Source organism: Novosphingobium piscinae (genome assembly GCF_014230355.1).
GTDB lineage: Bacteria > Pseudomonadota > Alphaproteobacteria > Sphingomonadales > Sphingomonadaceae > Novosphingobium > Novosphingobium piscinae.
This window is the reverse complement of record NZ_JACLAX010000004.1, coordinates 115,244-134,773: the sequence shown is the minus strand read 5'-3', so window position 1 is coordinate 134,773 and position 19,530 is coordinate 115,244. Positions and strand designations below refer to the sequence as shown.

The following is a 19,530-nucleotide window of genomic DNA, read 5'->3' as shown; positions in this document are numbered from 1 at the left end:
TTCTCTCTCGTTGCCTTAGAGCGCTTCCGCGCCGGCAATGATTTCAATCAGTTCAGTCGTGATCGCGGCCTGGCGGCTGCGGTTGTACTGGATGGTGAGCTTGTTGATCAGCTCGCCCGCGTTGCGCGTGGCGTTGTCCATCGCGGTCATCGAGGCGCCCTGTTCGGAGGCCATGTTCTCGAGCAGCGCGCCGAACAGCTGGGTGCGCAGGTAGCGCGGCAGCAGCTCGACCAGGATCGTCTCCTCGTCGGGCTCGTACTCGACCACGGCACCATCGTCGGTCGCGGCGGCGGCCGGGGCGGGGACCGGGATGATCTGCTGCGCGGTGGGCACCTGGACCAGCGCGCTGCGGAACTTCGAATAGAACAGGTGGGCGACGTCGAACTTGCCGGCCTCGAACAGTCCGAGCAGCTCGTTCGCGATCGCCTCGGCCTCGGTGAAGCCGGGCTCGCGCACGCCCGTGGTGTCGAACTGGCCGATGATCGCATTGGGCCAGTCGCGCCGGATCTGGGCGCGGCCCTTGCGGCCGACCAGATAGAACAGCACGGTCTTGCCCTCGGCCTGCAGCTCGGTCGCCTTCACCTTGGCGGCCTTGACGATGTTCGAGTTGAACGCGCCGCACAGCCCGCGGTCGGAATTGGCAACCACCAGCAGGTGGACCTGGTCCTTGCCGGTGCCGGCCAGCAGCTTCGGGCTCGAGCCCGACACCGTGACCTTGCCGGCCAGGCTGCCCATCACCCCCGCCAGCCGCGCGGCATAGGGCCGCGCCGCTTCGGCGGCGGCCTGCGCCTTGCGCAGCTTCGCCGCGGCGACCATCTGCTTTGCCTTGGTGATCTTCTGGGTCGACTTGACCGAGTTGATCCGCAGCTTGAGTTCCTTGAGTGAAGCCACTCTACCGGTTCCTCTAATTCGTCATCCCGGGCTTGCCCCGGGACCGCTGTCGTTCTGGCTGTACCTGGCAGCCAGCGGTCCCGGCTTTCGCCGGGACGACGGCACTTACGCGAACTGCTTGGCGAAAGCGTCGAGCGCCGCCTTGACCTTGGCCTTGGCGCTGTCGCCGAAGTCCTTGGTGGTGCGGATCTCCTCCAGCGCGTCAGCGTGCTTTTCGCGCATGAAGCTGAGCATCTCGGCCTCGTACTCGGTCACCTGGCTGACCGCGATGTTGTCGAGGTAGCCGTTGGTGCCGGCGAAGATCGACACGGTCTGCTCCTCGAACGAGAGCGGGCTGAACTGCTTCTGCTTGAGCAGCTCGGTCAGGCGCGCGCCGCGGTTGAGCAGCTTCTGGGTCGAGGCATCGAGGTCCGAACCGAACTGCGCGAAGGCCGCCATTTCGCGGTACTGCGCGAGCTCAAGCTTGATCGAGCCGGCGACCTTCTTCATCGCCTTGGTCTGGGCCGCACCACCGACGCGCGACACCGAGAGGCCGACGTTGATGGCCGGACGGATGCCCTGGTAGAACAGGCCGGTCTCAAGGAAGATCTGGCCGTCGGTGATCGAGATCACGTTGGTCGGGATGTAGGCCGAGACGTCGCCGGCCTGGGTTTCGATCACCGGCAGAGCGGTCAGCGAACCGGCGCCGTTCTCGTCGTTCATCTTCGCGGCGCGCTCGAGCAGGCGGCTGTGCAGATAGAACACGTCACCCGGATAGGCTTCGCGGCCCGGCGGGCGGCGCAGCAGCAGCGACATCTGGCGATAGGCGACGGCCTGCTTGGAGAGGTCGTCGTAGACGATCACGGCGTGCATGCCGTTGTCGCGGAAGAACTCGCCCATGGTCGCGCCGGTGTAGGGCGCCAGGTACTGGAGCGGGGCGGGTTCCGAGGCGGTGGCGGCGATCACGATGGAGTACTCCATCGCCCCGTTTTCCTCGAGCTGGCGGACGATCTGGGCGACGGTCGAGCGCTTCTGGCCGACGGCCACATAGATGCAGTAGAGCTTCTTGCTCTCGTCGCTGCCCTTGTTGGCTTCCTTCTGGTTGATGAAGGTATCGATCGCGATTGCGGTCTTGCCGGTCTGACGGTCGCCGATGATCAGCTCGCGCTGGCCGCGGCCGACCGGGACAAGCGCGTCGATCGCCTTGAGGCCGGTCTGGACCGGCTCGTGCACCGACTTGCGCGGGATGATGCCCGGCGCCTTGACCTCGACGCGCTGGCGCGAGGTGGCCTCGATCGGGCCCTTGCCGTCGATCGGGTTGCCCAGTGCGTCGACCACGCGGCCGAGCAGCCCCTTGCCGACCGGCACGTCGACGATGGTGGCGGTGCGCTTGACCGTATCGCCTTCCTTGATCTCGGCGTCCGAGCCGAAGATCACGACACCGACGTTGTCAGCCTCGAGGTTGAGGGCCATGCCCTTCACGCCATTGGCGAACTCGACCATTTCGCCGGCCTGGACCTTGTCCAGCCCGTGGATGCGGGCGATGCCGTCACCCACCGAGAGCACGGTGCCGACTTCCGAGACCTGGGCCTCGGTGCCGAAGCTGGCGATCTGGTCCTTGATGACCTTCGAGATTTCAGCGGCGCGGATTTCCATGATCTTTAAGCCTTTCAGCCTTTCATCGCCTGGGCGAGGGTATTGAGACGGGTGCGGATCGAGCTGTCGATCTGGGTGCTGCCGATGCGGACGACGAGCCCGCCCAGCAGTTCGGGATCGACACTCGCCTTGAGCTTGACGGTGCGGCCCTCGCGGGCCTGGAGCTTGGCGCCCAGTGCCTTCAGCTGGTCGGCCGAGAGCGGATGGGCGCTGGTGACCTCGGCGGTCACTTCGCCGCGGAAGGCGGCGGCGATGGCGGCAAAGGCGCGAACGATCTCGGGCAGGGCCGAGAGGCGGCGGTTGGCGGCGAGCACGCCGAGGAAGTTGCGGGTCAGCGGCGAGAGCGCGAGCAGGGCGGCCACGCCATCGATCGCCCGGGCGGCGGCTTCGCGGGTGACCTTCGGGTTGCGGATCAGCCCGGCCAGATCGTCCGAGGCGCCGATCGCCTCGCCCAGCTTGTCCAGATCGGCCTCGACCGCGGCGACACTGTCCTGCTCGCGGGCAAGGTCGAAGAGCGCCGAGGCGTAGCGCCCCTGCAGGCTGGCGGTGATGCCGGCGGAATTCTCCACGCGCGTCGTTTCCTTTTCAACGGGTGCCGGATTGACCGGGTTGCTGGCCAGGGCAAGCCTGCCGCAACCGGCGCTGCCCATGCCGACGCCCCTTATCGTCGGGGGCGCGCCTAGCAATGAAAGCCCGGGGATGCAAGGCACCGGACCTAAGTCTAACGCGTCGCGGAATTCCCGCGTTTCATCGATCGATTAACGACGGGTCCGACAGTGGCGGAAAGCCGCGGTCTTGCGCTCTCTGTCCGGCCGCCGGCAGACCTCGCCGCGCGCTCTATTGCGCAGGGCGGCAATCGTAGACCAGACGCTCGTTCGGAGCGCCAGGAAGCAATGCGCGCATCGCGGCCTGGGAATCGGCCAGCCGGTTGGCCTCGGCCTCGCCCGCGCCGCAGGCCGGGGCGGGATAGCGTGCCCGTTCGGCGCGGACCTTGGTCAGAGTGTCGAGATCGAGCAGGTAGCGATCCTGCCGGTAGGTGCGCGTGGCCGGGTCGAAGGTCGCCACGGTCACCGCGTCCTCGCCGTTGGGCGCCAGCACCCGTGCCCAGCCGTCGGGACCCGGACCGTACTGGGTCTTCCCGTTGACGCAGCCGTCGGGGGCGAAGGCCAGCGGCACGTCGGCGGTGTCGGACACGGTCACCCGGCTGCGCTGCGGGTTGAACACGCAGATCAGCGGCGGGAGCGCTGTGGCGGCGGGTTCGCTGGGACTGCCGCTTTCCGGCGTCTCGCCAGCCGCGACGATAGCCTGGGCGCGCGAATCGATTTCGCTGATCGAGGGCCGGGTGAACCATGCGATCGGTGCGGCGATAACCGCCAGACCGGCCACGGCCAGCGCCAGCTTGCGCTCGCGGCGGCGGCGCTGCTGGCCCAGCCACAGGCTGGCGCCGCCCGTCAGGGTGGCCAGCACCAGCGCCAGCCCGGCGAGCGCGATGTGGTTCTCGCGCCCGGTGATGATCTCGAGCTCGGCTTGCCGGGTGGCCTGCTGCAGCGCAGCGTCGCGCCGGGCCACGGCGGCGCGCTGCAGTTCGGCCGACTGGGCCAGCGCGCCGGCCTGGCGCTCGCGTTCGAGCGCGTCGAGCTCGGCGATCGATCGGCACGGCTCGCCGGTAGTCCGCGGGGTCACCTTGGCGCCGATCAGGAAGCGGGCGATTTCACGCATCGAGACGGCGAAGTAGAACTCCGAATCTGCCGTGCTGTCGGACGCCGTGCCGAACGAGTTGGCGCCGATCACCCGGCCGCAGCTGTCGAGCAGCGGGCCGCCCGAATTGCCCGTGCCGAGCGGCGCCGTGTGCAGGATCGTCTCGAAGCCCTTGCTGCTGCGCCCGGCCGAGACCGCGCCGCGGGTCTTCACCGGCACGGTCGGGCTCATCAGGTCGGAAGGATCGAGCCCCTGGGCCTGGTCGACATTGCCGGGATAGCCCACCGCATAGACGTCCTCGCCATCGGTCACGGCCCCGGTGAACAGGGTGGCCGGGGTCAGGCTGCCCTTCTCGGACAGGCGCAACAGAGCCAGATCGTTGCGCGGCGAATAGGCGACGACCTTGGCGAAGTAGCCCGTCTGCCCCTGCGACGGGACCACGCCCACCCGCATGTCCGGGCTTTCGGCCATCGGCGCGATCACGTGGGCGTTGGTCACCACCAGGTCCGGCGCGACCGCGAAGCCCGAGCCGTGGCCGATCAGCTGCACGCCGCCGCCGCTGCGCGAGATCAGCACCACCCGCACGACCGAGCGCGACGCGGCGGCGATATCGGCCGGATCGGCGGTCACGCGGTGGGGGGCGAGCGCCAGCAGCAACAGGGCGAGCAGGATCAAGGGGCGCATCACCCGTCCCGATTAGCCACAGCCAAGTTTGACCGCAAGGCGCGGGACGCGGCGCCGGGCGCGCTGGGCTAGCCAGCCGCCACCAAGGAGACATGCCATGACCTACATCGTCACCGGCCTCGCGGCCGACCTCTTCGCGGATCTGCCGGACCTGGATGACGCGGCGCTGGCGCAGCGCGGCATCTCCCGGGTCACCGCCACCGCCAACCGCGGCTTTCCCTGCCGCATCACGTTGGAGGACGCCCGCCAGGGCGAGGAGCTGCTGCTGCTCAACCATGTCACCCACCCGGTCGCCGGACCGTATCGCTTCGCCTATGCGATCTATGTCCGCGTCGCGGCGATCCGGGCCGGTGGAGCCCCGGCGCGCCACGTCGCGGTCCCGCCGCCGGTGTTTGCCGGACGCCACTTGGCGCTGCGCGGCTTCGCCGATGACGGCACGCTGCGCGAGGCGCGGTTGGCCGCCCCGGGCGAGGCCGACCCTGCGATCCGGGCCCTGTTCGCCGACCCGGCCATCGCCTATATCCACGCGCACAACGCCGCCCCCGGCTGCTTCGCGGCGCGGGTCGATCGAGAGGAGCCCCGGCTGTGACCTCCGCCACCGTTCCCGTCACCGCGGGGCCAAAAAGCGATGTCCCGGGCAGCGAGGAGGCCTGGCGCGCCGTGCTGGCACGCGACCGCCGCTATGACGGGCGGTTCGTGACCGGGGTGTTCTCCACCGGAATCTATTGTCGTCCGTCCTGCGCCGCCCGGCACCCGGCCCGCGCCAATGTCGGATTCTTCGCCGATGGTCGGGCCGCCCGCGCCGCCGGCCTGCGTCCCTGCCTGCGCTGCCTGCCCGATGACGTCGCCCGTGACGAGGCTGCCGTAGCCGCTGCGCTCGCCACGCTGCGCGCCGCCGAGACCGCGCCGCCGCTGGCGCAGCTGGCGGCGGCCGCGGGCTACAGTCCGGCCCATTTCCAGCGGGTGTTCTCGCGTCTCGTCGGGCTGTCTCCCGCCGCCTATGTCCGCAGCCTGCGGCGCGAGCGCGCGCTGGCGGCGCTGGCGGGGGCGGATCGGGTTACCGATGCGATCTACGACAGCGGCTATTCCGCCCCGTCACGATTCTATGCCGCCAGCGAGGGGCGGATGGGCATGTCCCCCTCGGCCTGGCGCGACGGAGGCCGGGGGGTGACGATCCGCTGGGCCGTGGTGACCACCACGCTCGGGCCGATGCTGGTCGCGGCGACCGACAAGGGGATCTGCCGCCTTGCCTTCACCGAGCCCGCAGACGATCTGCGGACGCGGTTCCCCCATGCCGAGCTTGCCCCGGCCGATCCCGCCTTCACCGCGCTGCTGGCAGAGGTCGTCGCCGCGGTCGAGCAGCCCGGCCGACCCAGCGCGCATATCCCGCTCGATGTCCAGGGCACGGCCTTCCAGGAGCGCGTCTGGGCTGCGCTGCGGCAGATCCCCGCGGGCGAGACCCGCAGCTATGCCGAGATCGCCGCCGCCGCCGGCCATCCCGCGGCGGTGCGCGCGGCGGGGTCGGCCAACGGCGCCAATGCCGTGGCCGTGTTGATCCCCTGCCACCGCGTGGTCCGCGCCGATGGCAGTCTGGGCGGCTATGCCTGGGGCCCGGCGATCAAGCAGGAACTGCTCCGCCGCGAGCGAATGGCAAATTGATCAGAGCGACCGATTAACCCCTCCGGGCCCGGGCGTCCCAGATGTGGACGGCGGCGAATCTGCCGGGCGCCCCCCGGTGATATCCCTATGTCGAGCCGGCGCGCGGCAGGTAAACAGCAACCATGCTGACTCGCGTTATGATCCCTGTCGTCTCGATCCTGCTGGCGCTGGTGCCGTCGTGCACGGTGTCCGCCCAGGGCCTTCCCTCAGTCCCGCGGGCCCTGGTCGGGCAGTCGGGCGTGGTCTGCGTCAAGCTGACCGGCAACCGCGTGGCCGATGCCTTCGTGGTGGTTTCGACCGGCCAGCCGCAGGCCGATGCCGCGCTCGTGTCGTGGGTGCGCGAGATGGACTGGGGCACTCCGGACAGCGCCGCCGCCCCGCGCGACCGCTGGTTCCCGATGCCGGTGGCCTTCGGCGAGGGCGAGCCGCCCGCCCCGCCGGCGCAGTGCGGACCGACCCCGGCGAACTGGAGCTGATCAGCCCGCCGCGCGGGCCCAGCCGGGCCGCGCCGGCTTAAGCGTGGCGAGGAACGCCTCGGCGCTGGCGAGGTAATCGGCCTGCTTGTCCGGGCCCATTCGCCGCCAGGTCGCATAGGGCTGGAACAGCCGGGCATTGCCCGCCAGCTTCGCCTCGTTGCGTGCTAGGAAATGCCAGTAGAGCGCGTTGAACGGGCAGGCCTCCGGTCCGGTCTTCTGCTTGACCTTGTAGTGGCACGATCCGCAGTAATCGCTCATCCGGTCGATATAGGCGCCGCTGGCCGCATAAGGCTTCGAGGCGAGTCGTCCGCCATCGGCGTGCAGCGCCATGCCTGCCACATTGGGCAGTTCGACCCATTCGTAGGCATCGGCATAGACCGCGAGGAACCAGTCCGCGACCTCTTGCGGGCGCAGCCCGGCCAGCAGCGCGAAGTTGCCTAGCACCATCAGCCGCTGGATATGGTGGGCATAGGCGTTGTCCCGCGTGGTGCGGACGCATTCGGCGAGGCAGCGCATCGGCGTCTCGCCGGTCCACCAGAACTCGGGCAGGGGGCGCGTCGCCTCCAGATGGTTGGCGGCGGCCAGGCCGGGCATCTCCAGCCAGTACATCCCGCGGATATACTCGCGCCAGCCGATGATCTGACGGATGAACCCTTCGGCCGCCTCGATCGGCACCCGCCCGGCGCGCCACTCGGCCTCGGCGCGGCGGCAGACCGCCAGCGGATCGAGCAGGCCAAGGTTGAGCGCCGGCGCGAGCAGCGCGTGGTACATCGTGTCCTGCCCGGCCAGCATGGCATCCTGGTACCGCCCGAACAGCGGCAGCCGCTCGGTCAGGAAATGGTCCAGCGCGCGCTCGGCGGCGGCGGCGGTGACCGGCCAGGCGAAGCGCTCGGCCGTGCCGAAGTGCCCGGCGAAGCGGGCGGCGACCAGGGCCTGGACCTCGCGGGTGATCGCGTCGGGGGCGAAGGCGGGCGGGGCTGGCGGGACAAGATCGGCCGGGGCGGCGCCGCGGTTTTCGACGTCGAAGTTCCAGCGCCCGCCGACCGGCTTGTCTCCCTCCATCAGCAGCCCGGTGCGGCGGCGCATGTCGCGATAGAAGTACTCCATCCGCAGCTCGCGGCGGCCCGCCGCCCAGGCGAAGAAGTCGGGCAGGGGGCAGAGAAAGCGGGTATCGGGCAGGATCCGCACGCGCACGCCAAGGCTGTCGCGCCAGCTCTCGATCGCTTCGCGCACCCGCCATTCGCCAGGCTCGGTCACCTGCACCCCGCGCGCGCCATGCCGGGCCACCGCGCGCGCCACCTCGCCGGTGAAACTGCCGCTGTTGCCGGGATCGTCGAGCGCGACATAGTCCACCGTCCAGCCGGCGGCGCGCAGTTCGGCGGCAAAATGACGCATCGCCGAAAGCACCAGCACCAGCTTGGCCTGATGGTGGCGGACGTAGCCGGTCTCCTCGGCCACCTCCATCATCAGCACGACCGTGTCGGCCGGAGAGCGGTCGGCCAGGCTGGACAGGCCAGGGCTGAGCTGGTCGCCCAGAATCGGCACGAGGACGGGGGCTGCGGTCACACAGCGGGGATGGCGCGAGGGCAGCCCGAAGCAAGCTGGGCTTTGGGGAGGGGCGGGCGCGTCAGACGAAGCTGTAGGGATCGATGTCCACCGCTACGCGGACGCCGGGCGGGAAGCGCAACTGGCCCAGCCAGTCGCGGATCACCCGCTGGACCTCGGCCGAGCGGCGCGCGTTGAGCAGCAGGCGGTAGCGGTAGCGCCCGCGCAGCAGGGCCATCGGCGCCGGGGCTGGGCCCAGCACCAGCACGTCGGGCAGGTCCGGGCGCGTCCCGCCGATCGCCCGCGCCGCCTCGCGCGCCTCGGCCTCGTCCTCGCTCGACACGATGATCGCCGCCCAGCGTCCGAACGGCGGCGCGCCGGCCTCGCGCCGGGCTTCGGCCTCGGCGGCATAGAACGAATCCCGGTCCCCTGCGGCCAGGGCGGCGATCACCGGGGCTTCGGGGTGGCGGGTCTGGATCAGCACTTCGCCCGGCTTCTCGCCGCGCCCGGCGCGCCCGGCCACCTGGGCGATCTGCTGGTAGGTCCGCTCGCCGGCGCGCAGATCGCCGCCCTCCAGCCCCAGGTCGGCATCGATCACCCCCACCAGGGTCAGCTCGGGGAAGTGGTAGCCCTTGGTCACCAGCTGGGTGCCGACGATGACCTCGACCAGCCCACCTTCGACCGCCTCGACGAACTCGCGCACCTTGCCAGGGGAATTCAGCGTGTCCGAGGTGACCACGGCGACGCGGGCAGAGGGAAACCGTTCGGCCACCTCGTCGGCGATGCGCTCAACCCCGGGGCCGCAGGCGACCATGCAGTCGGGCGTGGCGCATTCGGGGCAGGCCTCGGGTGTCGGCACCTCGTGCCCGCAGTGATGACAGGCCAGCCGGCGCGACAGCCGGTGCTCGACCAGCCAGGCGGTGCAGTTGGGGCACTGGAAGCGATAGCCGCAGGTGCGGCACAGCGTCAGCGGGGCATAGCCGCGGCGGTTGAGGAACAGCAGCGACTGTTCCCCCCGGTCGAGCCGGTCGCGCAGTTCCCGGACCAGCGGCGGGGCGATCCAGTGCTGGCGCTCGGGCTGGTCTTTCCTGAGGTCGACCACGCGGATGGCGGGCAGCTCGGCCCCGCCATAGCGCGCGGCCAGCTCAACCTTGATGTAGACCCCGGCCTCGGCGAGCTGCATCGATTCGAGCGCGGGCGTGGCGCTGGCCAGCACCACCGGGATGCCTTCGAACTTGGCGCGCACCACCGCCACGTCGCGGGCGTTGTAGCGCACCCCGTCGTCCTGCTTGAACGAGACCTCGTGCGCCTCGTCCACCACGATCAGCCCCAGCCGGGCATAGGGCATGAACAGGGCCGAACGGGCGCCGACGATGACCTGCGCGTCACCGGAAACGATCGCCCGCCACGCCCGTCGCCGTTCGCTGGACTTCAGCGAGGAATGCCACAGCACCGGCGGCACCCCGAAGCGCGCCTCGAAGCGGCGCAGAAAGTTTTCGGTCAGCGCGATCTCGGGCAGGAGCACCAGCACCTGCCGGCCGAGCGCGATGGCCGTGGCGACCGCCTCGAAATAGCATTCGGTCTTGCCCGATCCGGTCACCCCGTCGAGCAGGAACGGCTGGAACCCGCCATCGCGCACGGCGGTGCTGAAGCGGTCGGCGGCGGCCTGCTGGTCGGGCGAGAGATCGGGTGCGGCGAAATCGATCCGGGCGCGGGGGTAGGGCCGATCGAGATCGACCAGCACCGGTTCGAGCAGGCCCGCCCCGACCATGCCGCGCAAGACCCCTTCCGAAACCCCGGCGCGTTCGGCCAGTTCGCGGATCGTCGCCTGCTCGTCATGCAGGGCATCGAGCGCGGCGGCCCGTTGCGGGGTGAGGCGGGCGGGCTCGACCCCGGTCAGCCGATACTCGGTGGCGGTCCCGCCGCCCTTGAGCGCGGCCGTCGATCCGATCGCCATGCGCGCCACGGCAGCCAGCGGCGCACAGTAATAGTCGGCGGTCCATTCGATCAGGCGCCGCAGCGGCGTGGACAGGGGCGGCACGGGCAGGGCCTTGAGCAGCGGGCGCAGCTTGCTGGCGGGCACCTCGGTGCCGCCGTCGAGCCGGTCGGCATCCCACACGATGCCCAGCACCTGCCGCGGCCCGAGCGGGGCGATCACCACCGACCCTGGTTCCACCGCCATGCCCGGCGGCACCCGGTAATCCAGCGGCCCCAGCGCGGCGTTGAAGATGATCAGGCGGACCCGGTCCATGCCGGGGCTATATGGGGAGGATCGGTCGGGTGCCAGCCCCGGTACGGGATTCGGCACGCGCGCGATCAATCCACCGCTCCGCCCGCGCAAGGGCTGGCCCGAACCGGCCGTGCCGCCTATAGGCGAGCGAAACCGCCAAGCCCCGGAGCGCTCCCGTGAAGTTTTTTGTCGACACTGCCGATACCGCCGAAATCGCCGACCTGGCCGCCACCGGGCTGCTCGATGGCGTGACCACCAACCCCTCGCTGATCGCCAAGTCCGGGCGTGACTTCATGGAGGTCACCAAGGAGATCTGCGGGCTGGTCCACGGGCCGGTCAGCGCCGAGGTGATTGCGCTCGACCACGAAGGCATGATGCGCGAGGCCGAAAAGCTGCGGAAGATCGCCGACAACGTCTGCATCAAGGTGCCGCTGACGATCGACGGGCTGAAGACCTGCAAGAAGCTGTCGGGCGATGGCACCATGGTCAACGTCACGCTGTGCTTCTCGGCCAACCAGGCGCTGCTTGCCGCCAAGGCCGGCGCGACCTTCATCTCGCCCTTCGTCGGCCGCCACGATGACAACGGCTTCGACGGCATGGGTCTGATCAGCGACATCCGCCTGATCTACGACAACTACTCGTTCGCGACCGAAATCCTTGTCGCCTCCGTGCGGCATGGGATCCACGTGCTGGAAAGCGCCAAGATCGGAGCCGACGTGATGACCGCGCCGCCCGCCGTCATCAAGGGGCTGTTCAAGCACGTCCTGACCGACAAGGGCATCGAGGGCTTCCTGGCCGACTGGGCCAAGACCGGGCAGACGCTCTAGCGGCGCGCCACCCGATCGGGCGCTTGCGCCCGGAGCGGACTGCCGCCACACACGGGGGCGAACGCTGCGCGTGGCCTTCGACAAGCTCAGGCTGAGCGGGCTTGTGGAAGTGGCCATGGCCACCATTCCGCTCGGGCTGAGCCTGTCGAAGCCCGCGCGCCAACCCTACCGGATCAGAATGTCCCAGGAATCGCCCCTCGACCGCTTCAAGACCGCGCTCACCGGAGCCAGCCGGGCGATCTCGGGCGCTGAGGAGCTGGATCTGGTCTGGACCGCCGATGCCCCGGTCCTGACCGGCCAGACGCTCCGCGTGCCGATGCCCGGGCGTACGCTGGCGGCCGAGCAGGCCGCGCTGGCTCGCGGCTATGCCGATGGCTTCGCCCTGCGCCTGCGCCACCACAATGAGGCGCTCCACGCGCGCAACGCCCCGGCCGAGCCGACCGCGCGGGCCTGCTACGACGCGGTCGAGGCGGTGCGCTACGAGGCGCTCGGCTCCACCGGATTCGAGGGCATGCGCGGCAACCTCGACGCCGCGCTCACCGCGCGGATCGGCAGCGACCCGATCGCGCGGGCGACCCGCTCGGACGAGGTGCCGATGGCCTCGGCGCTGGCGCTCCTGCTGCGCGAGCACCTGACCGGCCAGCCCGTGCCCGAGGCGGCCCAGGCTGGCGTGGCGCTGGTCCGGCCGTGGATCGATGCCCGCGCCCGCGATGATTTCGCGGCCCTGGCCGGATCGCTCGGCAACCAGAAGGCGTTCCAGGCCCTGGCGCTTGACATGCTCCAGCACCTCGAACTGACGCGGATGGCGCCCGATCAGCCCGAGCCCAACGAGCCCGAGGAGAACGAGACCGAGGAGGAGGCGCCCGAGGACGAGGACGGTACCGATCCCGACAGCCAGGACCAGCCGATGGAAACCGCGGCCGAGCCTTCGGACAGCGGCGAGCCGGGCGACGACGAGGGCGAGAGCGAAGCCGACGACCTGCCCGACGATGCCGACGGCGACGACGAAGGCGAGGAGGGCATGCTCCCGGTTCGTCCCAACCGGCCCTGGACCGACCTGCCGTCCGACTTCGACTACAAGGTCTATACCAGCCAGTTCGACGAGGTGATCGCCGCCACCGAGCTGTGCGACGACGAGGAACTGACCCGGCTGCGGGCCTATCTCGATGCCCAGCTCAAGGGGCTGCAGGGCGTGGTCACCCGGCTGGCCAACCGCCTGCAGCGCCGGCTGATGGCGCAGCAGAACCGCTCGTGGGACTTCGATCAGGAGGAGGGCCTGCTCGACGCCGCGCGGCTGGCCCGCGTGGTGGTCTCGCCCGGACAGTCGCTGTCCTACAAGATCGAACGGGATACCGAGTTCAAGGATACGGTCGTCACCCTGCTGATCGACAACTCGGGATCGATGCGCGGGCGGCCGATCTCGATCGCGGCGATCAGCGCCGACGTACTGGCGCGCACGCTTGAGCGGTGCGGGGTCAAGACCGAGATCCTCGGCTTCACCACCCGGGCCTGGAAGGGCGGGCAAAGCCGCGAGGCCTGGCTGGCGGGAGGCAAGCCGGCCCACCCGGGGCGTCTCAACGATCTGCGCCACGTGGTCTACAAGAAGGCCGACGAGCCCTGGCGCCGCGCGCGCAAGAACCTGGGCCTGATGATGCGCGAGGGGCTGCTGAAGGAGAACATCGACGGCGAGGCGCTGCTCTGGGCGCACAACCGGATGCTCGCCCGGCAGGAAGACCGCCGCATCCTGATGGTCATTTCCGACGGCGCGCCGGTCGACGATTCGACGCTCAGCGTGAACTCGGCGGGCTATCTCGAACAGCACCTGCGCAAGGTGATCGACTGGATCGAGAAGCAGTCGCCGGTCCAGCTCGTCGCCATTGGCATCGGCCACGATGTCACCCGCTACTATCGCCGCGCCGTGACGATCATGGACGTGGAGCAACTCGGCGGCACGATCATCGAACAGCTCGCCGACCTGTTCGAGGAAGAATGACGGCCGCCGTCCCGAAGGAAGTCCCCCGATGAACGTTACCGAAGCCGTCCTGACCCGCCGTTCGATCCGCGCCTTCAAGGACACGCCTGTCCCGCTCGCCACGCTGCGCCGGGTGCTGGACAACGCGCGCTTTGCGCCCTCGGGCTGCAATTACCAGCCGTGGGAAGCTGTGGTCCTGACCGGGGCGCCGCTCAAGGCGCTGCAGGAGGTCCTGCTGGCTGCCCAGCCGGATGAGCCCCTGGAGTACCGCTACGATCGCCCGGCCGTATCCGAGAAGCATCAGGCGCGCCTGTTCGAGCTGGGCGCGGCGATGTACGGCGCGCAGGGCATCGGCCGTGCCGACAAGGCCGCGCGCGATGCGTTCGCCCGCAACAATCTGCTGTCGTTCGGCGCTCCGGTGCTGCTGCTGTGCCACTTCCCCAAGTTCATGGGCGAACCGCAGTGGTCCGACGTGGGCATGTGGCTGCAGACCATCATGCTGTTGCTGAAGGACGAGGGGCTCGATTCCTGTCCGCAAGAGTGGTTCGGGATCTATGGGCGGACCATCAAGGCCCATCTCGGCATGGGTGAGGACACGCTGCTGTTCGCCGGCCTGTCGATCGGCGAGGCCGATACCAGCGCGCCGATCAACGGTTTCACCCGGCCCCGCGCGGCGCTGGACGATCACGTGACCTTCCAGGGGTTCTGAGGCCAGCCCGGGGCCTGCGCCCGGGGCCAGACCTCTCCGACCTGACGACTGGTCACTGTTCCCGTTCGCCTCGAGCGAAGTCGAGAGGCCGCGCGCCCCGTGTCTCGACTGCGCTCGACACGAACGGGTTGGGTGGGTGACTGGCCGGGAGCTGTTGTCGAAGCCGCCTCCCGGTTGACCGTCCTGCCATTCCGACGCATGGCCCGCGGCCATGACCGATCAAGCCAGCCAGCCCCCGCTTGTCCTGTTCAACAGCCTGACCCGTCAGGCCGAGCCCTTCGTTCCGGTCCATCCGGGCGAGGCGCGGGTCTATTCGTGCGGGCCGACGGTCTACAACTACCCGCACATCGGCAACATGCGGGCCTATGTCTTCGCCGACGTGCTGGGTCGGACGCTGAGCTTCCGGGGCTATCGGCTGACCCATGTGATCAACATCACCGATGTCGGCCACCTGACCGACGATGCCGACGCCGGCGAGGACAAGATGGAGCGGATGGCGGCGCAGCGGCAGCAGTCGATCTGGGACATCGCCGAGCACTACAAGCAGGCCTACTGGGCCGACGTGCGCGCGCTCAACATCCGCCAGCCGGCGCAATGGACCGTGGCGACCGACTTTGTTCCGCAGATGATCGACTTCGCCCGGGGCATTGCCGACAAGCACTGCTACGAGCTGCCGAGCGGGCTCTATTTCGATGTCTCGACCGTGGCCGACTATGGCCGGCTGGCCCGCGCCGCCACCGATGACGCGGGGGAAGGGCGGATCGAGGCGGTCGAGGGCAAGCGCCACGCCGCCGACTTCGCGATCTGGCGCAAGACCCCGCCGGGCGAGACGCGGCAGATGGAATGGGATTCGCCCTGGGGCCGGGGTGCGCCGGGCTGGCATCTGGAATGCTCGGTCATGTCGGGCGCGGTGCTGGGCTTTCCGTTCGACATCCACACCGGCGGGATCGACCATCGCGAGATCCACCACCCCAACGAGATTGCCCAGAACCAGGCGCACTGCTGCACCGGCGGCCTGTCTGATCCCGCCAATTCGGGCGCCCGGTTGTGGATGCACAACAATTTCCTGGTCGAGCGCAGCGGCAAGATGAGCAAGAGCTCGGGCGAGTTCCTGCGCCTGCAGCTGCTGATCGACAAGGGCTACCACCCGCTCGCCTACCGCATGATGTGCCTGCAGGCGCACTACCGCAGCGAACTGGAGTTTTCGTGGGAGGGGCTCGGCGCCGCGCTGGTCCGGCTCAAGCGGCTGGTCATGGCCGTGGCGACGCTGCGCGGTCAGACCGCGCCGGCGGCAGGGTGGAGCCCGCGCTTCGCACCGTTCGTCGAGCGCTTCACCGCCGCCGTGAGCGACGATCTCAACACGCCGGTCGCGCTGACCGTGCTCGAGGAGGTGGCCGCGCTCAAGAAGGTCGATCCCGCCGAGAAGCTTGCCGTGCTCGCGGCGATGGACGCCGTGCTCGGGCTTGACCTGCTCGCACTCGACCGGGCCATGCTGCGCCTGCGCCCTGCCACCACGACGATCGACGAGGCGGCAATCGCCGCAGCCCTGCAGCGCCGCGCCGCGGCGCGCGCCGCCAAGGACTTCGCCGCCTCGGACGCCCTGCGCGACGAACTGGCGGCGCAGGGCGTCGAGGTGATGGACGGCGATCCGCTCGGCTGGGACTGGCGGCTCTAGCGCCGTTCAAGCCGCCATCCGGGCAGCGCGCGGCCTCACGCCTCGGCCAGCAACAGCAGCTCGCAGGTCACCACCAGCATGGGGGTGGGGAGGGCACGCTGCTCCGCTGCGATGATCGCGGTATCGGCCACGATCTGGCCCGGGATGGCGAACTCGTGATCGGGCAGCGCGGCGATCAGATCCTCGCCCCGTGCGATCGCGGCCAGCCCGGTGAAAGCCAGGGTGAAGCGGTGGCGCGATCCGGCGAAGGTCGCGCTGGCCCAGGCGTGCTCGCTGTGCAGCTGCAGCTCGGCTGTGCCCCCGGCCAGTTCGTTGAGCGCGCGCAGAAGATGAAGCCAGGGGCCGGGGCGGACCCGACTGCCCGGAATGCGACAGCCCGGCGGGCGGCGGGCCAGGTCAGCCGGCATGGTGCGACCGTCGATACATGTTCATGAAATGTTCCACCCGTCTTTCCGTGCCGGGGCGGGGCGTCCGGCCGTTGCGCAGGTCCTGGACGAAGCGCGGGTCATGGGTGGCGAGGCGACCGAACCGGGTCCAGGGCATCCCGGTTTCGCGGAGAAAGTGTTCGATGCGGGCGATCAGCATGGGTGGGGTTTCCGGATCTGCGACTCACGAGGGGAGCGACCGGTTCCCTGCATCCCGCGCGAAATCCTACTTGTCTAGGAAAAATACATCATGTAGGACGCGGCGATGGATGATCGCGATCCCCGTGCCCGCCTGCTCGCCCTGGCTGCCCAGCGCGGTGTCAGTCTAGCCGCGCTGTCGGGCCTGATCGGCCGGAATCCCACCTATCTTCAGCAGTTCGTGCGCAAGGGCAGTCCGCGCAAGCTCGAGGAGGAGGATCGCCGCCGGCTGGCCGAGTTCCTTGGTGCCAGCGAGGCCGAACTGGGCGGTCCTGCGTATTTTTCCCATGGCGTGACGCGCGGTAGCGTGCGCGGGCCGGGTGGCTGGATCGACGTGCCTCGGCTCGACATTGCCGCCTCGGCCGGGCCGGGTGCCTTCGGCGGCGAGGACGCCGCGATCGGTACCTTCCGCTTCTCGGCGCGCTGGTTGCGCGAACAGGGCTTCGATGCCGCGCGGCTCAGCGCGATCCGCGTCGCCGGCGATTCGATGGAGCCACTGCTGCGCGATGGTGACGAGATCCTTGTCGACACCACCCCCGGTCCGCTGCGCGACGGCGTCCACGTGGTCCGCATCGAGGAGGCGCTGCTGGTCAAGCGGGTGCAGACCGGGGTGCCCGGGCAGATCGTGCTCGAAAGCCAGAACCCGGCCTATCGCCCGATCGTGCTCAAGCCGGGAGAGGTCGAGGTGATCGGCCGCGTGGTGTGGAAGAGCGGGCGGCTTTAGGCGGCGTTGCCGCGCTGTCGGAGAAGGGCGTCATCCCAGCGAAGGCTGGGACCTCTGGCGACCGGGTACGACCTTCTGCTGCGCAATCCGGTTGGAGGTCCCAGCCTTCGCCGGGATGACGGGGTGTTCGCGTCGCTGCACGGTTCGTTGCACCCGCACCCCCATTGATTCCCGCCCGTTCAACCCCCATCAGCAGCCCATGACCGACACCCTGCCCCTGCGCGCCGCGATCGTTCCCGTCACCGCCTTCGAGCAGAACTGCTCGCTGCTGTGGTGCACCCGCACGATGGAAGGGGTGCTGGTCGATCCGGGCGGCGATCTGCCCCGGCTCAGGCAGGCGATCGAGAAGGCCGGGATCACGGTGGTCAAGCTGCTGGTGACCCACGGCCACATGGACCATTGCGGCATGGCCGGCGTGTTCGCCGCCGAGCTGGGCGTACCGATCGAGGGGCCCCATCCCGACGACGCGTTCTGGATCGACCAGCTCGACACCGCCGGGGCGCACTACGGCGTCGAAGGGCATCCCTTCGTCCCCGATCGCTGGCTGCACGACGGCGATACCGTGCAGTTCGGCGAGGTCACGCTCGACGTGATCCACTGCCCCGGCCACACTCCCGGCCACGTGGTGTTCCATCACGCGCCCTCGAACCTCGCCGTGGTCGGCGACGTCCTGTTCGCCGGTTCGATCGGCCGCACGGACTTTCCCCGGGGCAACCATGCCGACCTGATCGCCTCGATCACCGAAAAGCTCTGGCCGCTGGGCGACGAGACGCTGTTCATTCCCGGTCATGGCGGGACCAGCACCTTCGGGCGCGAGCGGCAGACCAACCCCTTCGTCGCCGACCAGCGCTTCGGCTGAGCGCGGACGGCGCGGCGCGATGGGCAAGGTGCTGCGCCTCGTGCCCTACCGGGCCGACTGGACCGAACGCTATCGCGCCATCGCCGACCGGCTCGCCCCGGTCATCCCGGCGGGCGCCGCGCTGCACCACATCGGATCGACCGCGATCCCGGGGATGGCCGCCAAGGATGTCATCGACCTGCAGCTGACGGTCGACCGGCTCGGCGACCTCGCCGCGGACCGGCTGGCCGGGCTGGGCTTCGTTGCGCGGCCGGGGCGGGTCGATCACGTCCCCGCGGGTGCGGGGTGCGACGCGGCCGACTGCGCCAAGCTCTACTTCACCCTGGCCGCCCCTGCCGCGCATCTCCACGTGCGCGAACGCGGCCGGTCGAACCAGCGCTATGCCTTGCTGTTCCGCGACTATCTGCGAGCTGACCCGGCCGCGGCGGCGGCCTACCAGGCGGTCAAGCTGGCGCTGATCGAGGCTACCGGCGGCGATCCGCTGGCCTATGGCGCGATCAAGGATCCGGTCTGCGATGGCATCATCGCCGCCGCCGAGCGGTGGGCGAGGTCCGTCGGCTGGCGCGTGCCGGACGCGGGGTGACCCGGCACGGCGGCGCTCAGAGCACCTGCAGCGCGATCAGCACCGCCACCACGGCCAGGCCCAGCGCGGCGAGATAGGCGGTCAGCGTGCCGACCGCGCGCCCCCAGGTGAGCTTGCCGTCCATGCCGATCGCGTGGACCACGCGCCCCAGCATGAAGGCCGCGCCGAGCGGCGCCAGCCAGATCCCGCCCTTGCCCGTGGCCTCGACCAGCCCGAACAGGATCAGCAGCAAGGGGGTGTTCTCGATGAAGTTGGCCTGAGCTCGCATCCGCCGCAGGATCGCCTCATGGCCGCCGTCGCCCACTGACACCTTGAGTGCGTGGCGCAACTGGCCGATCCGCAGGCCGAGCCAGAAGTTGATCACGGCGGCAGCCGCGGCCAGGCACAGGGTGGTCTGCAGGATCATCGTCGGTTCCCTCCGGTCATTTGCCCCCCGCTAGCCCGGCGATGCTTGCAACGCACGCCAAAATCGCTATAGGCGCGCCTTCGCTCCGCCGGCCCGTGGGCCTGGTGGTCATTGCCAGACTTTAGATTTGCAGGAACAGGTGCCGAGATGGCTGTCCCCAAGAGAAAAACGAGCCCGTCCCGCCGGGGCATGCGCCGCAGCCACGACGCGCTGAAGCCGGAAGCCTTCCACGAATGCTCGAACTGTGGTGAACTGAAGCGGCCGCACAATCTGTGCCCGGCCTGCGGTCACTACAACGGTCGCGAGATCATTGCCGTCGGCGCCTGATCGCCGA

General features: G+C 69.8%; 20 protein-coding genes. 11 read left to right on the top strand and 9 right to left on the bottom strand.

All coding sequences use genetic code 11. The annotated features are described in order from the left end of the window. Positions 1 to 15: 15 nt before the first annotated feature. From H7F53_RS05885 to H7F53_RS05870, 4 genes are all read right to left on the bottom strand, one after another. A complete protein-coding gene (locus H7F53_RS05885) occupies positions 16 to 891 on the bottom strand; it encodes a F0F1 ATP synthase subunit gamma (RefSeq protein WP_185678544.1) in 876 nt (291 codons plus the stop codon). Between the two features lie 105 nt (positions 892 to 996). Continuing rightward, the gene (gene atpA / locus H7F53_RS05880) at positions 997 to 2,526 is read right to left on the bottom strand and encodes a F0F1 ATP synthase subunit alpha (RefSeq protein WP_185678543.1); all 1,530 of its coding nucleotides are present in this window, start codon (positions 2,524 to 2,526) and stop codon (positions 997 to 999) included. A gap of 14 nt (positions 2,527 to 2,540) precedes the next feature. Beyond that, positions 2,541 to 3,095, bottom strand: a complete 555-nt coding sequence (locus tag H7F53_RS05875) for a F0F1 ATP synthase subunit delta (RefSeq protein ID WP_185678661.1) — start codon at positions 3,093 to 3,095, stop codon at positions 2,541 to 2,543. Between the two features lie 268 nt (positions 3,096 to 3,363). Further along, positions 3,364 to 4,908, bottom strand: coding sequence for a S1C family serine protease (locus H7F53_RS05870; protein WP_185678542.1), 1,545 nt, complete (start codon positions 4,906 to 4,908; stop codon positions 3,364 to 3,366). A 97-nt stretch (positions 4,909 to 5,005) separates the two neighbouring features. Here H7F53_RS05870 and H7F53_RS05865 point away from each other — a divergent pair, with 97 nt between their 5' ends. From H7F53_RS05865 to H7F53_RS05855, 3 genes are all read left to right on the top strand, one after another. Continuing rightward, positions 5,006 to 5,497 (top strand): DUF1203 domain-containing protein, encoded by a 492-nt coding sequence (locus tag H7F53_RS05865; protein WP_185678541.1) that lies wholly within the window; start codon positions 5,006 to 5,008, stop codon positions 5,495 to 5,497. Then, positions 5,494 to 6,567 (top strand): methylated-DNA--[protein]-cysteine S-methyltransferase, encoded by a 1,074-nt coding sequence (locus H7F53_RS05860; protein ID WP_185678540.1) that lies wholly within the window; start codon positions 5,494 to 5,496, stop codon positions 6,565 to 6,567. The genes H7F53_RS05865 and H7F53_RS05860 overlap by 4 nt, the downstream gene beginning before the upstream one ends. Positions 6,568 to 6,689: 122 nt before the next feature. Beyond that, complete coding sequence (locus H7F53_RS05855) at positions 6,690 to 7,043, top strand: hypothetical protein (RefSeq protein WP_185678539.1); 354 nt, start codon at positions 6,690 to 6,692, stop codon at positions 7,041 to 7,043. Here the strand turns inward: H7F53_RS05855 and H7F53_RS05850 are convergent, their stop codons facing one another. Continuing rightward, positions 7,044 to 8,609 (bottom strand): cryptochrome/photolyase family protein, encoded by a 1,566-nt coding sequence (locus tag H7F53_RS05850; RefSeq protein WP_185678538.1) that lies wholly within the window; start codon positions 8,607 to 8,609, stop codon positions 7,044 to 7,046. Positions 8,610 to 8,670: 61 nt separating this feature from the next. Continuing rightward, on the bottom strand, positions 8,671 to 10,839 hold the full coding sequence (locus H7F53_RS05845; RefSeq protein WP_185678537.1) for a primosomal protein N': 2,169 nt from the start codon (positions 10,837 to 10,839) through the stop codon (positions 8,671 to 8,673). A gap of 155 nt (positions 10,840 to 10,994) precedes the next feature. Between H7F53_RS05845 and fsa the strand changes: the two genes are divergently transcribed. From fsa to cysS, 4 genes are all read left to right on the top strand, one after another. Next, the gene (gene fsa / locus H7F53_RS05840) at positions 10,995 to 11,645 is read left to right on the top strand and encodes a fructose-6-phosphate aldolase (RefSeq protein WP_185678536.1); all 651 of its coding nucleotides are present in this window, start codon (positions 10,995 to 10,997) and stop codon (positions 11,643 to 11,645) included. Positions 11,646 to 11,823: 178 nt separating this feature from the next. Beyond that, positions 11,824 to 13,638 carry a cobaltochelatase subunit CobT gene (gene cobT / locus H7F53_RS05835; protein ID WP_185678660.1) on the top strand — a complete coding sequence of 605 codons (1,815 nt, stop codon included), beginning with the start codon at positions 11,824 to 11,826 and terminating at the stop codon, positions 13,636 to 13,638. 28 nt (positions 13,639 to 13,666) lie between these two features. Beyond that, positions 13,667 to 14,326 (top strand): nitroreductase, encoded by a 660-nt coding sequence (locus tag H7F53_RS05830; RefSeq protein WP_185678535.1) that lies wholly within the window; start codon positions 13,667 to 13,669, stop codon positions 14,324 to 14,326. A 211-nt stretch (positions 14,327 to 14,537) separates the two neighbouring features. Then, positions 14,538 to 16,001, top strand: a complete 1,464-nt coding sequence (gene cysS / locus H7F53_RS05825) for a cysteine--tRNA ligase (protein ID WP_185678534.1) — start codon at positions 14,538 to 14,540, stop codon at positions 15,999 to 16,001. A gap of 35 nt (positions 16,002 to 16,036) precedes the next feature. On the opposite strand, the gene H7F53_RS05820 is transcribed toward cysS, so the two are convergent. After that, positions 16,037 to 16,408: a hypothetical protein gene (locus H7F53_RS05820; RefSeq protein WP_246438580.1), complete on the bottom strand. Its 372-nt coding sequence runs from the start codon at positions 16,406 to 16,408 to the stop codon at positions 16,037 to 16,039. After that, a complete protein-coding gene (locus tag H7F53_RS05815; RefSeq protein WP_185678533.1) occupies positions 16,398 to 16,586 on the bottom strand; it encodes a hypothetical protein in 189 nt (62 codons plus the stop codon). Before H7F53_RS05815 ends, H7F53_RS05820 begins: the two co-directional genes overlap by 11 nt. A 105-nt stretch (positions 16,587 to 16,691) precedes the next feature. Between H7F53_RS05815 and H7F53_RS05810 the strand changes: the two genes are divergently transcribed. From H7F53_RS05810 to H7F53_RS05800, 3 genes are all read left to right on the top strand, one after another. Then, positions 16,692 to 17,348 carry a S24 family peptidase gene (locus H7F53_RS05810; RefSeq protein ID WP_185678532.1) on the top strand — a complete coding sequence of 219 codons (657 nt, stop codon included), beginning with the start codon at positions 16,692 to 16,694 and terminating at the stop codon, positions 17,346 to 17,348. A 199-nt stretch (positions 17,349 to 17,547) separates the two neighbouring features. Next, entirely contained in the window at positions 17,548 to 18,207 is a 660-nt protein-coding gene (locus tag H7F53_RS05805) for an MBL fold metallo-hydrolase (RefSeq protein ID WP_281384739.1), read from the top strand. Between the two features lie 19 nt (positions 18,208 to 18,226). After that, complete coding sequence (locus tag H7F53_RS05800; protein WP_185678531.1) at positions 18,227 to 18,790, top strand: GrpB family protein; 564 nt, start codon at positions 18,227 to 18,229, stop codon at positions 18,788 to 18,790. A 16-nt stretch (positions 18,791 to 18,806) separates the two neighbouring features. Here the strand turns inward: H7F53_RS05800 and H7F53_RS05795 are convergent, their stop codons facing one another. Continuing rightward, on the bottom strand, positions 18,807 to 19,196 hold the full coding sequence (locus H7F53_RS05795; protein ID WP_185678530.1) for an MAPEG family protein: 390 nt from the start codon (positions 19,194 to 19,196) through the stop codon (positions 18,807 to 18,809). Positions 19,197 to 19,343: 147 nt separating this feature from the next. On the opposite strand from H7F53_RS05795, the gene rpmF reads away from it, so the two are divergent. Next, positions 19,344 to 19,523, top strand: coding sequence for a 50S ribosomal protein L32 (rpmF, locus tag H7F53_RS05790; protein ID WP_185678529.1), 180 nt, complete (start codon positions 19,344 to 19,346; stop codon positions 19,521 to 19,523). The last annotated feature ends 7 nt before the right edge of the window (positions 19,524 to 19,530 follow it).